This window comes from Enterobacter sp. R-25, assembly GCF_049913205.1.
Classification (GTDB): Bacteria; Pseudomonadota; Gammaproteobacteria; order Enterobacterales; family Enterobacteriaceae; genus Enterobacter; species Enterobacter ludwigii.
This window is the reverse complement of record NZ_CP183982.1, coordinates 3,256,493-3,268,093: the sequence shown is the minus strand read 5'-3', so window position 1 is coordinate 3,268,093 and position 11,601 is coordinate 3,256,493. Positions and strand designations below refer to the sequence as shown.

Here is an 11,601-nt window from a genome sequence, read left to right as displayed (position 1 = left end):
TCACGTTGCTGTTTGACCGCAGTGAATAAAAAAACCCGCCTCGGCGGGTTTTTTGTTGGCTTGCGGCCTTGCCCTGTCGGGAAGGCGTGAGCCTGCTGAAAGTTAAGCCAGCTGTTTACGGCTAATCAGCGGACCGTCAATCTTCTTCATTGACCGATCCAGAACTTCTTCAATGACTGACGACAGTTCATTGAGTTCAAACTTTGCCACGTAACCGTCGGCTTTCACCTTGCGAATATGATCTTCGTTAGCATTGCCGGAGAGGGAAGAGTGGATCACCACCGGAATATCTTTCAACAGTGGGTCGGTTTTGATTTTACGCGTCAGGGTAAAGCCGTCCATCTCCGGCATTTCCAGGTCGGTCAGCACCAGTGCAATCTTATCGGTAATCGGCACACCTTCAGCCTGAGCCTGTGCCGCCAGCACGCTAATTTTCTCCCACGCGTCTTTGCCGGTGATATGCAGCTGCGCCGGGATCTCCATCGCCTGCAGACCTTTTTCCAGCATCGAGCGTGCCACTTTAGAGTCTTCGGCGACAATCGCGACGGCACCGGGCTTGATGTGGAATTTCGTGGTCTTCAGATCCGTGGCATGCAGGTCGTGGTTGGCCGGGGTGATGTCATACAGGATCTGCTCAACGTCGAGCACCATCGCCAGCTCATTGGTATCGGTCTTCTCATCCAGACAGGCGATACTGGTGATGTACCGCCCGCTGACGGCAGTTTCCGCCGCGTGCACCTGCTTCCAGTCAAGACGCATGATGTTCTCAACGGATTCCACCGCAAAAGCCTGCACGCTGCGGGCATATTCCGTGATCAGCAGGATGTTCAGCCCGGTGGTTGGCTTACAGCCCGCCACGGCAGCCAGGTCGATTACCGGGATAACCTGATCGCGAATATTCACCATGCCCATCAGCGGTGATTTCATCCCGGCGGGTTTCGTGAACTCTGGCATCGGCACAATTTCACGCAGCTTAAAGACGTTAATGCCAAACAGCTCGGATTTATTTGCGTTCAGAGAGGTGCCAAGACGGAACAGCAACAGTTCAAAACGGTTCGACAGGGTGAGATTCGCCCTGTCATCAATATCTTTCTGGAAATTATCCATTCTACCCTCGAGAGAAATGCTGACCTTTTAATCGTTATCGGCACTCTGAGAGAAAAATGAAGGACTAAACGCTGACCTTAGCGAAATCTTCGGCCAGCTCACATTCCTGGAACCGTTCACGGCACTCTGCCAGCAGGCGTTCACAGCCCCGGGCATCGTAGCGCGAGCTGACATGGGTGACGATCAGTTTCCCGACGCCCGCGTCACGCGCAAGCTGCGCCGCCTGGTGCGTAGAGCTATGGCCCCGGCTGTTGGCTTTCTCTTCCATCGCCGCCTCGAGGGTGGCTTCATGCACCATGAGATCCACACCCTGTGCCAGCAGCAACGCCGCCGGGCACGGGGCCGTGTCGCCAAAAATCGCCAGTTTTTTCCCGGGCTGCGGGGCGGCGAGGTAATCCTGCCCGTTGATGACGCGCCCGTCTTCCAGCGTCACGGTTTCGCCCTGCTTCAGACGCTGGAACAGCGGCCCGGGTTTTATTCCGTCGGCCTGTAACGCCGACGCATTGAGCGCGCCGGGTTTATCCTGCTCCTCAATGCGATAACCATAGCACTCCACCGGATGGCTCAGGGGTTGGGCTGTCACCCGATAAACCCCGTCATCCAGCACCAGACCGGCGGTTATCTCCACCACCTCCAGGGGATAATCTGTCCATGAGCCGCTCAGGCGCAGCGTGGTGTCGACAAATTCCCGAATACCCGCAGGCCCGTAAATCGTCAGCGGGTTGGCATTGCCCGCCATTGAGCGGCTGCACAGCAGGCCAGGCAGGCCAAACAGATGGTCGCCATGCAGATGGGTAATGAAAATGTTATCCAGTTTGCCGGGATGATACGGGGTATGTAACAGCTGATGCTGTGTCCCTTCACCGCAGTCAAAAAGCCATAATCCACCCCGCGTCGGGTGCTGCAAATCCAGCAGAATCGCGGTCACATTTCGTGATCGGGTTGGCACTCCAGCGGACGTACCGAGAAAAATCAGTTCCATAACGTAATCAGCCCTTTGCCGAACGGGGAGGGGTTTAGTATAACGTGATGAACCCAGGAAGGAGACTGACATGATCCAGTGGCAAGATTTACACCATAGTGAGCTCACGGTAACGTCACTTTACGCGCTGCTTAAACTGCGTTGCGAAGTGTTTGTTGTTGAACAAACCTGTCCGTATCAGGATATCGATGGCGATGATCTTATTGGCGAGAATCGCCATATTCTTGGCTGGCGGGACAACGCGCTGGTGGCGTATGCGAGGATTCTGAAAAGCGAAGATGATTTTGAGCCTGTCGTGATTGGTCGCGTGATTATCAGCGGCAACGCGCGTGGTGAAAAACTGGGCTATCAGCTGATGGAAAAAACGCTGGAAGCGTGCCAAAAACAGTGGCCGGACAAGGCGTTATATCTGGGCGCGCAGGCGCACCTGCAACCGTTCTATGGGCATTTTGGGTTTACCCCCGTGACGGACGTGTACGATGAGGACGGTATTCCACACATCGGCATGGCGCGGGAAGCGAAACAGGCGTAATGGCGAGTCGTTGGCTATAGTTAGCGGACTGGTGTACTAACATGGAGAAAAATATGTCATTTCAATCCTGGGATACCCGTATCGATGACGACCTGGCCTTGCTGAGCGAAACGCTGGAAGAGGTGTTACGTTCGTCGGGCGACCCTGCCGATCAGAAATATATTGAGTTGAAAGCCCGTGCCGAAAAAGCACTGGATGATGTTAAAAATCGCGTCAGCCATGCTTCGGACAATTACTACTACCGCGCGAAAAAGGCGGTATACCGTGCCGATGATTACGTCCATGAAAAACCATGGCAAGGCATCGGGGTAGGGGCAGCTGTCGGACTGGTGCTGGGGCTGCTTTTAGCCCGCCGTTAACGTTCCTTATACGGTTAACCACTCCCTATACGTGGGTACTGCTATTTATGGTCAGTACCCCGTATAATATGCGGTTTTAACAGGGAGAGGTTCGCGTGAATTCGATTTCCACCGCGCTGGAGCATCTGCGTAGCCAGCTTACGCAAGCGTTACCCACTGCACCCGGTTTACATCACTTCGACGTCTCTTTCCCGTTAAACGACGCCTTCGATCCCCTGGCCTGGCTGGGCGTTCAGCATTGCTATCCTCAGTTTTACTGGCAACAGCGTAACGGTGATGAAGAACTTGCTGCGCTTGGTGCCGTCGCGCATTTCTCCTCTCTGGCATTTGCCTCACAGTTTTTGCAGGCGCATGATGCGGCCCGCGACACGCGTATCTGCGGCCTGAATGCGTTTAATCCCGAGCAGGGCAGTCTGTTTTTACCGCGTCTGCTGTGGCGACGTACCGCCGGACAGGCCACGTTACGCCTGCAGCTGTGGAGCGACAGTTCACTTCACGATGATGCCCGCGCCGCGCTGGATTTTCTCCAGCAACTCGGTGAGGCGAGACCCATTCGTCCACTGTCCGTTGAGGTTGTGCAGGAAAAGCATCATCCGGAACAACCCGAATGGCTGCGCCTTATCCGCAAGGCAACCCAGACCATCGCTCGCGGTGATTTTGAAAAGGTGGTGCTCGCCCGGGCAACCGACCTGCAGTTTAAGCACTCTGTTAACCCTGTCGCACTGATGGCTGCCAGCCGCGCCCTGAACCTGAACTGCTACCATTTCTGCATGGTGTTCGATGCCAGCAACGCGTTTCTCGGCTCGACCCCCGAGCGCCTGTGGCGCAGACGCGGCAAGCTGCTGCGCACGGAAGCGCTGGCAGGCACCGTCGCCAGCCATACCGATGATAAACAGGCCAAACGGCTGGGCGACTGGCTGATGAACGACGACAAAAATCAGCGTGAAAATATGCTGGTGGTGGAAGATATTTGCCAGCGGCTCCAGCACCATACCCAGACGCTGGAGGTGCTGCCCGCCCAGGTTGTTCGGCTGCGTAAAGTACAGCATCTGCGTCGCTGTATCTGGACCGAGCTCAAACACGCTGACGATGCACAATGCCTGCATGTTCTGCAGCCCACGGCGGCCGTCGCCGGTCTGCCGCGTCAGGCGGCGCGCGACTTTATCCACCACAACGAGCCGTTCGACCGCGAGTGGTACGCCGGTTCTGCCGGGTATTTATCCCCTGAACAAAGCGAGTTCTGCGTGGCGTTGCGTTCTGCCCGTGTTTACGAAGACGCCCTGCGGCTGTACGCCGGGGCGGGAATTGTCAGCGGCTCTGACCCGGAGCAGGAGTGGCAGGAGATAGAAAACAAAGCGGCCGGACTGCGCTCTCTGCTCCTAAGGGATTAAGACTGATTCGCGCAATCCCGATTCATATCAAAATTCCAATTTTTTCTATTATTTATACTGTGTCGTATTCTTGATACCGGACAATCTCATGTCAGTAAGTTCTTTTAACCGACGCTGGGCGGCGGTGATCCTTGAAGCCCTGACTCGCCATGGCGTCAGGCACGTGTGTATTGCACCGGGTTCTCGTTCAACCCCGCTGACGCTGGCGGCCGCTGAAAACCGGGCATTTATTCACCACACTCATTTTGATGAACGCGGTCTTGGCCATCTGGCGCTGGGGCTTGCGAAAGTCAGCAACGAGCCTGTGGCGGTGATTGTGACCTCCGGTACCGCGGTGGCAAACCTCTATCCGGCGCTGATCGAAGCCGGATTAACCGGGGAGAAACTGATCCTGCTGACCGCGGATCGTCCCCCCGAGCTTATCGACTGTGGCGCCAACCAGGCTATTCGTCAGCCGGGCATCTTTGCCTCGCATCCTTCACAGGCAATCGCGCTACCGCGTCCTACTCAGGATATTCCGGCAAGCTGGCTGGTCTCGACAATCGATCATGCCATCGGGACACTGCGCGGCGGGGCGCTGCATATTAACTGTCCGTTTGCCGAACCGCTGTATGGCGAAATGGATGACACCGGTCTTGAATGGCAGCGCACCCTGGGTGAGTGGTGGCAAAGTGAAAAGCCGTGGCTGCGTGCACAACCGCATCCTGAAAGCGCCAGACAACGTGACTGGTTCTTCTGGCGGCAGAAGCGTGGCGTGGTGGTTGCCGGGCGCATGAGCGCCGCGCAAGGCAAGCTGGTTGCGGAATGGGCGCAAACCCTTGGCTGGCCGCTGATTGGCGACGTGCTTTCCCAGACCGGTCAGCCGCTGCCGTGTGCCGATCTCTGGCTGGGGAATGCGAAGGCGGTCACCGAGCTTTCGCAGGCGCAGATTATTGTCCAGCTCGGCTCAAGCCTGACCGGTAAACGGTTACTGCAGTGGCAGGCAACCTGTGATCCAGAAGAGTACTGGCTGGTGGACTCGCTGGAAGGGCGGCTCGACCCGGCACACCATCGTGGTCGTCGTCTGGTCAGTGAGATTGACGCCTGGCTTGCACTCCATCCGGCTGAAAAACGCAAGCCCTGGGCCGTTGCGATCCCGGCGCTTTCGGAACAGGCCTGGGCGTTAACCCGGGCGAGCTGCGAAGCGTTCAGTGAGGCCGGGCTGGCACACCGTATTCGTCAGTATCTGCCCGAGCAGGGGCAGCTCTTTGTCGGCAACAGTCTGGTGGTTCGCCTGATAGATGCCTTTTCAAAGCTGCCAGCCGGTTACCCGGTCTACAGTAACCGGGGGGCCAGCGGCATTGACGGGTTGATCTCCACGGCGGCGGGCGTACAGCGTGCCAGCGCGAAGTCTACGCTGGCAATCGTCGGCGATCTCTCCGCGCTGTACGACCTCAATGCCCTGGCGCTGCTGCGTCAGGTTTCGGCACCGTTTGTGCTGATTGTGGTTAACAACAACGGTGGACAGATTTTCTCCCTGCTGCCCACCCCGCAGAGCGAACGTGAGCGTTTCTATCTGATGCCCCAGAACGTGCAGTTTGAACACGCCGCGGCAATGTTCAGCCTGAAATACCATCGCCCGGAAAGCTGGGAGGCGCTTGATGCGGCCCTGAGCAGCGCCTGGCGACAGCCCGGTGCGACGCTGATCGAACTGGTGGTGAACGATGCTGACGGCGGGCAGAAACTGCAAAGCCTGCTGGCCCAGGTAAGCCACCTGTGATCCTTACGGGCGTGCAGCAGGCTGGAAAGCCAGGTTATCCCTGGCTGGTCTTTTTGCACGGTTTTTCCGGGGATTGCCGCGAGTGGCAGACGGTCGGGGCGGCGCTGGGCGATTACCCGCGGCTGTATCTCGACCTGCCGGGGCACGGTGGTTCCGGCAATACTGGCGTGACCGGGTTCGAGGAGATGAGCGATTTTCTGACCCGGACTCTGCTTAGTTACAACATACTGAATTTCTGGCTGGTGGGGTACTCCCTCGGCGGCCGCATTGCGATGTTCCATGCCTGTCAGCAGCCAGAAGGGCTGAAGGGCATTATTGTGGAAGGCGGCCATCCCGGGCTACAGGATGTCGGTGAGCGGAGTGCGCGGCTGGCATCCGATCGCCGCTGGGCGCGGCGCTTTCGTACCGAGGCGCTCGACGTGGTTTTCACCGACTGGTACCGACAACCCGTATTTGCTTCCCTGACGGACGTTCAGCGGCAGGCGCTTATTCGCCTGCGTAGCCAGAACAATGGCGCGACTCTGGCGATGATGCTCGAGGCCACTTCGCTGGCCGTGCAGCCTGATTTGCGTGCGGGACTGAGCGCCTGCAACGTCGCTTTTGATTATTTATATGGTGAACGTGATGAGAAGTTCAAAGCCCTTGCGGCTGAACTGCACGCCGTACGCCATGCGATCCCCCATGCCGGACACAACGCCCACCGGGAAAATCCCGCTGCGGTTGCTGCGAGTCTGGCTCAGATACTGCGTCTTCGAATAAAGGACTCTCTATGATCTATCCTGATGAACACATGCTCTATGCGCCGGTTGAATGGCAAGACTGCTCCGAAGGTTACTCCGACATTCGTTACCACAAATCCGCAGACGGCATTGCCAAAATCACCATCAACCGCCCGCAGGTGCGTAACGCGTTCCGTCCGCTGACCGTCAAAGAGATGATTCAGGCGCTGGCAGACGCGCGCTATGACGACAACATCGGTGTTATCGTCCTGACCGGCGAAGGTGAAAAAGCGTTCTGTGCCGGTGGCGATCAGAAAGTGCGCGGCGATTACGGCGGATACCAGGATGACTCTGGCGTTCACCACCTGAACGTGCTCGATTTCCAGCGCCAGATCCGCACCTGTCCAAAACCGGTGGTGGCGATGGTGGCAGGCTACTCCATCGGCGGCGGCCATGTGCTTCACATGATGTGTGACCTGACCATTGCCGCAGAGAACGCCATCTTTGGCCAGACGGGCCCGAAAGTGGGTTCGTTCGATGGTGGCTGGGGGGCTTCCTACATGGCTCGCATTGTCGGTCAGAAAAAAGCCCGCGAAATCTGGTTCCTGTGCCGTCAGTACACTGCTCAGGAAGCGCTGGATATGGGTCTGGTGAACACCGTGGTGCCAATTGCCGACCTCGAGAAAGAGACCGTGCGCTGGTGTCGTGAAATGCTGCAAAACAGCCCAATGGCGCTGCGCTGCCTGAAAGCGGCCCTGAATGCCGACTGTGACGGTCAGGCAGGTCTGCAGGAGCTGGCAGGTAACGCCACCATGCTGTTCTACATGACCGAAGAAGGGCAGGAAGGTCGCAACGCCTTTAACGAAAAACGCCAGCCTGACTTCAGCAAATATAAACGGAATCCGTAATGCGTCGCGCGCAGGTTTACCGCTGGCAGATACCGATGGACGCGGGCGTGGTGCTGCGTGAACGGCGGTTAAAAACCCGTGATGGCATGCTGGTGCATCTGCAGCAGGGCGAGCAGGAAGGCTGGGGCGAGATTTCGCCGCTGCCGGGCTTTAGCCTTGAATCGCTGGAGGACGCGCAGGCGGTATTGCTGGCGTGGGCCAGTGAGTGGCGTGAGGGCGCGAACCCGGCGTTGCCGGAGGTGCCTTCCGCGGCTTTTGGTATTAGCTGCGCGCTGGCGGAGCTGGACGGTAGCTTGCCTGCAGAGACTAATTACCGCGCGGCACCGCTCTGTACGGGCGATCCGGATGAGCTGTTTGCGCTGCTCGCCGCCATGCCGGGCGAGAAAGTGGCGAAAATCAAAGTCGGTCTCTATGAAGCGGTGCGCGATGGGATGGTCGCTAACCTCTTACTGGAAGCATTGCCCGACCTGCATCTGCGTCTGGATGCTAACCGCGCCTGGACGCCGCTGAAGGCGCAGCAGTTCGCGAAGTACGTAAACCCGGCGTACCGCAGTCGCATCGCGTTTCTGGAAGAACCGTGTAAAACCCGCGACGATTCCCGGGCGTTTGCCCGTGAAACCGGCATTGCCATCGCGTGGGATGAAAGCCTGCGTGAAGACGGCTTTGCGTTTGTCGCCGAACCGGGTGTCCGCGCGGTGGTCATTAAACCGACGTTGACCGGCAGCCTTGCTAAGGTACGCGAACAGGTCGCGGCGGCCCATGCCGCCGGGCTGACGGCAGTCATCAGCTCTTCGATTGAGTCCAGCCTGGGGCTAACCCAACTGGCGCGCATTGCCGCCTGGTTAACGCCAGACACTGTCCCCGGTCTCGATACGCTGAACCTGATGCAAAATCAGCTTATCCGTCCGTGGCCAGACAGCACGCTGCCGCTCCTTGACGTTGAGGGGCTGGAGCCGTTGCTATGAGTTTTACCGACTGGCCGTGGCGACACTGGTGCGCGCAGTATGCTGATAAACCGGCCCTGAGGCTGAACGATGAGACGCTCAGCTGGCAACAGCTGTGTGCGCGCATCGACAGACTGGCCGCGGGCTTTCAGTTGCAGGGTGTACAGGAGGGCGACGGCGTACTGCTGCTGGCGCATAATCACCCGCAAACCCTGATGGCGTGGCTGGCATTGCTTCAGTGCGGGGCACGTATTCTTCCCGTTAACCCGCAGCTGCCGCATCCGCTGCTGGACGTGTTGCTCCCGCAGATGACGCTGCGCTTTGCCCTGGTGCTGGACGGCGTCTACGACGGGCTGGTGGCACTCAGCATGCGCGAGGCGCCGGGCGGGTGTCGCGTGGCGTGGCAACCGTCGCGGCTGGCTTCCATGACGCTGACATCCGGTTCAACCGGTTTACCCAAGGCGGCGGTCCATACCTGTGCCGCCCATCTTGCCAGTGCGCGCGGCGTGCTTTCGCTGATGCCCTACGACGATGAAGACGACTGGCTGCTCTCCCTGCCGCTGTTTCATGTCTCCGGGCAGGGGATTTTGTGGCGCTGGCTGCAGGTTGGCGCGCGCTTAACCGTCCGCGAGAAGCAGCCGCTGGCGCAGGCCCTGCAGGGCTGTACGCATGCCTCACTGGTACCGACGCAGCTCTGGCGTCTGCTTAATGCACACCAGCCTGTCGCGCTGAAAGCCGTACTGCTTGGCGGGGCCGCGATCCCCGTTGATCTGACTCAGCAGGCGAGCCAGCGGGGGATCCGCACTTTCTGTGGCTACGGTCTGACGGAGTTTGCCTCAACGGTTTGTGCCAAAGAGGCAGACGGTGAACCGGACGTCGGCGCTGCGTTGCCGGGCAGAGAGGTGCGGGTGGTTGACGGTGAAGTGTGGATCAAAGCGCAAAGTATGGCCGCAGGTTACTGGCGGGACGGTGCATTGATTCCGCTGACCAATGCTCAGGGCTGGTTTGCCACCCGCGATCGCGGGGAATGGCATGACGGGCGCCTGACGATCCTTGGCCGAATGGACAACCTCTTTTTCAGCGGGGGCGAAGGGATCCAGCCGGAAAGCCTTGAGCGGGTTATTGCCCGTCATCCGCAGATAAACCAGGCGTTTATCGTCCCACTCGATGACGCCGAGTTCGGTCAGCGTCCGGTGGCGGTGGTGGAGTGTGAACCGGGAACCGATATCACCGGCTTCCCGGCATGGGTGCAGGGTAAACTGGCGCGCTTTGAGCAGCCGGTGCACTGGCTGATGCTGCCGGCAGAGCTTAAAAATGGCGGGATTAAGATCTCCCGCCAGGCATTAAAACAGTGGGTCACCCGTCTGTTGAAAGGATAATCAACCGATATCCGGTGCCGGTTTGCGCTGGCGGCGACGCAGCAGACGCAATACCGGCGGAACCACAATCACCAGGATGGCCATCGCTAACAGCACCTTCGTCACGCTGCTGTCCCACAGAATAGACATATTGCCGTTGCTGATGGACAAGGCGCGGCGCAGGTTCTGCTCCAGCATCTCTCCCAGCACAAAGCCTAAAATCAGCGGTGACATCGGGAAGTGCATCTTACGCAGGATGTAGCCCAGTACGCCAAGCAGCACCATCAGCACCAGATCGAAAGTGGTGCTGTGTACCGCATACACCCCCACCGCAGAGACGGCCGCGATAGCCGGCACCAGGAACCACAGGGGAATTGTCAGCATCCGGGTGAACAGACCAATCAGCGGAATGTTCATGACCAGCAGCATCACGTTGGCGATCAGCAGCGCTGCAATCAACCCCCAGACAATATCCGGCTGCTCGGTAAACATGGCCGGTCCAGGCGTAATGTTATAGAGCGTCAGCGCGCCCATCATCACCGCCGTGGTGCCCGAGCCCGGTACGCCAAGGGTCAGCATCGGGATAAACGAACCGCAGGCCGAGGCGTTATTCGCAGCCTCTGGGGCCGCTACCCCACGAATGTCCCCCTTGCCGAAGCTGTCACTGTTGCCGCTGAGCTTTTTCTCGGTCATGTAAGTGATGGCGCTGGCGATGGTGGCCCCGGCCCCCGGCAGAATGCCGACGAAGAAGCCAATCACCGACGAACGCAGCGTCGCGCCGATACACTGTGCGCCCTCTTTGGCACTGAAAAGCATGCGGCCCGTTTTATGCACCAGCGTCTGTCCGCTGCTGGTATGTTCCAGCATCAATAAAATTTCAGAGACCGAGAACAGGCCAATCACGACTACGATAAACTGCACGCCGTCGGAAAGGTGCACGCTGTCAAAGGTAAAGCGATAAACCCCGGTGTTGGCATCCACGCCGACGGTGGCTAACCCTAAGCCAATCAGCGCGGACAAAAACGATTTCAGCGGATTCTGCGCCATCATGCTGCCGAGACAGGCGATGGCAAAGACCATCAGCGCAAAATACTCTGCCGGACCAAACGCCAGCGACCACTGGGCCAGCGCAGGGGCAAACAGAATGATACCGCCGATGGCAATCAGCGAACCACAAAACGAACTGACTGCGGAGATGGACAGCGCCACGCCACCGCGACCCTGCCGTGCCATCGGGTAGCCATCCAGCGCGGTCATAATGGCCGCCGCATCGCCGGGCACGTTCAGCAGGATGGACGAAATACGCCCGCCATATTCACAGCCGATATACACCGTCGCCAGCAGGATCAGCGCCGATTCCGCAGGCAGATGCAGGGCAAACGCCAGCGGGAGTAAAATGGCAACGCCGTTAATCGGCCCAAGGCCGGGCAGCAGACCCACAATGGTCCCGACAAAGCAGCCGATCAGGGCTATCACCAGGTTTTCCGGGGTCATCGCCACGGCGAACCCCTGCGAGAGATAAATCCAGGTATCCATAGCGTG

Annotated in this window: 11 protein-coding genes; 8 read left to right on the top strand and 3 right to left on the bottom strand. The window is 58.6% G+C overall.

Features of this window, described 5'->3' with window-relative positions; all coding sequences use genetic code 11:
• Positions 1 to 102: 102 nt before the first annotated feature.
• Both ACN9MQ_RS15560 and rbn read right to left on the bottom strand, forming a co-directional pair.
• Positions 103 to 1,107 (bottom strand): chemotaxis protein, encoded by a 1,005-nt coding sequence (locus ACN9MQ_RS15560; protein ID WP_014170989.1) that lies wholly within the window; start codon positions 1,105 to 1,107, stop codon positions 103 to 105.
• 64 nt (positions 1,108 to 1,171) lie between these two features.
• Complete coding sequence (gene rbn, locus ACN9MQ_RS15555; protein ID WP_113656092.1) at positions 1,172 to 2,089, bottom strand: ribonuclease BN; 918 nt, start codon at positions 2,087 to 2,089, stop codon at positions 1,172 to 1,174.
• A gap of 70 nt (positions 2,090 to 2,159) precedes the next feature.
• Here rbn and ACN9MQ_RS15550 point away from each other — a divergent pair, with 70 nt between their 5' ends.
• The 8 genes from ACN9MQ_RS15550 (at position 2,160) to menE (ending at position 10,080) form a co-directional block, all read left to right on the top strand.
• Positions 2,160 to 2,621 (top strand): GNAT family N-acetyltransferase, encoded by a 462-nt coding sequence (locus ACN9MQ_RS15550; RefSeq protein WP_014170987.1) that lies wholly within the window; start codon positions 2,160 to 2,162, stop codon positions 2,619 to 2,621.
• 53 nt (positions 2,622 to 2,674) lie between these two features.
• Positions 2,675 to 2,980 (top strand): stress response protein ElaB, encoded by a 306-nt coding sequence (gene elaB / locus ACN9MQ_RS15545; RefSeq protein WP_020883147.1) that lies wholly within the window; start codon positions 2,675 to 2,677, stop codon positions 2,978 to 2,980.
• Positions 2,981 to 3,075: 95 nt separating this feature from the next.
• Positions 3,076 to 4,371: an isochorismate synthase MenF gene (gene menF / locus ACN9MQ_RS15540; RefSeq protein ID WP_020883148.1), complete on the top strand. Its 1,296-nt coding sequence runs from the start codon at positions 3,076 to 3,078 to the stop codon at positions 4,369 to 4,371.
• An 88-nt stretch (positions 4,372 to 4,459) separates the two neighbouring features.
• Positions 4,460 to 6,130 carry a 2-succinyl-5-enolpyruvyl-6-hydroxy-3-cyclohexene-1-carboxylic-acid synthase gene (gene menD, locus ACN9MQ_RS15535; protein ID WP_426021363.1) on the top strand — a complete coding sequence of 557 codons (1,671 nt, stop codon included), beginning with the start codon at positions 4,460 to 4,462 and terminating at the stop codon, positions 6,128 to 6,130.
• Entirely contained in the window at positions 6,127 to 6,903 is a 777-nt protein-coding gene (gene menH / locus ACN9MQ_RS15530) for a 2-succinyl-6-hydroxy-2,4-cyclohexadiene-1-carboxylate synthase (RefSeq protein WP_426021364.1), read from the top strand. The genes menD and menH overlap by 4 nt, the downstream gene beginning before the upstream one ends.
• Positions 6,900 to 7,757: a 1,4-dihydroxy-2-naphthoyl-CoA synthase gene (gene menB / locus ACN9MQ_RS15525; protein WP_014170982.1), complete on the top strand. Its 858-nt coding sequence runs from the start codon at positions 6,900 to 6,902 to the stop codon at positions 7,755 to 7,757. The genes menH and menB overlap by 4 nt, the downstream gene beginning before the upstream one ends.
• A complete protein-coding gene (gene menC / locus ACN9MQ_RS15520) occupies positions 7,757 to 8,722 on the top strand; it encodes an o-succinylbenzoate synthase (RefSeq protein WP_020883151.1) in 966 nt (321 codons plus the stop codon). Before menB ends, menC begins: the two co-directional genes overlap by 1 nt.
• A complete protein-coding gene (gene menE, locus ACN9MQ_RS15515; protein WP_020883152.1) occupies positions 8,719 to 10,080 on the top strand; it encodes an o-succinylbenzoate--CoA ligase in 1,362 nt (453 codons plus the stop codon). The genes menC and menE overlap by 4 nt, the downstream gene beginning before the upstream one ends.
• Here the strand turns inward: menE and ACN9MQ_RS15510 are convergent, their stop codons facing one another.
• Positions 10,081 to 11,595, bottom strand: a complete 1,515-nt coding sequence (locus tag ACN9MQ_RS15510; protein ID WP_426262651.1) for a tripartite tricarboxylate transporter permease — start codon at positions 11,593 to 11,595, stop codon at positions 10,081 to 10,083.
• Positions 11,596 to 11,601 lie beyond the last annotated feature (6 nt).

Bases quoted from the DNA above. Each gene is read 5' to 3' on its own strand.
- ACN9MQ_RS15560 (WP_014170989.1), bottom strand. From the start codon at position 1,107: ATGGATAATTTCCAGAAAGATATTGATGACAGGGCGAATCTCACCCTG.
- rbn (WP_113656092.1), bottom strand. From the start codon at position 2,089: ATGGAACTGATTTTTCTCGGTACGTCCGCTGGAGTGCCAACCCGATCA.
- ACN9MQ_RS15550 (WP_014170987.1), top strand. From the start codon at position 2,160: ATGATCCAGTGGCAAGATTTACACCATAGTGAGCTCACGGTAACGTCA.
- elaB (WP_020883147.1), top strand. From the start codon at position 2,675: ATGTCATTTCAATCCTGGGATACCCGTATCGATGACGACCTGGCCTTG.
- menD (WP_426021363.1), top strand. From the start codon at position 4,460: ATGTCAGTAAGTTCTTTTAACCGACGCTGGGCGGCGGTGATCCTTGAA.
- menB (WP_014170982.1), top strand. From the start codon at position 6,900: ATGATCTATCCTGATGAACACATGCTCTATGCGCCGGTTGAATGGCAA.
- menC (WP_020883151.1), top strand. From the start codon at position 7,757: ATGCGTCGCGCGCAGGTTTACCGCTGGCAGATACCGATGGACGCGGGC.
- menE (WP_020883152.1), top strand. From the start codon at position 8,719: ATGAGTTTTACCGACTGGCCGTGGCGACACTGGTGCGCGCAGTATGCT.
- ACN9MQ_RS15510 (WP_426262651.1), bottom strand. From the start codon at position 11,595: ATGGATACCTGGATTTATCTCTCGCAGGGGTTCGCCGTGGCGATGACC.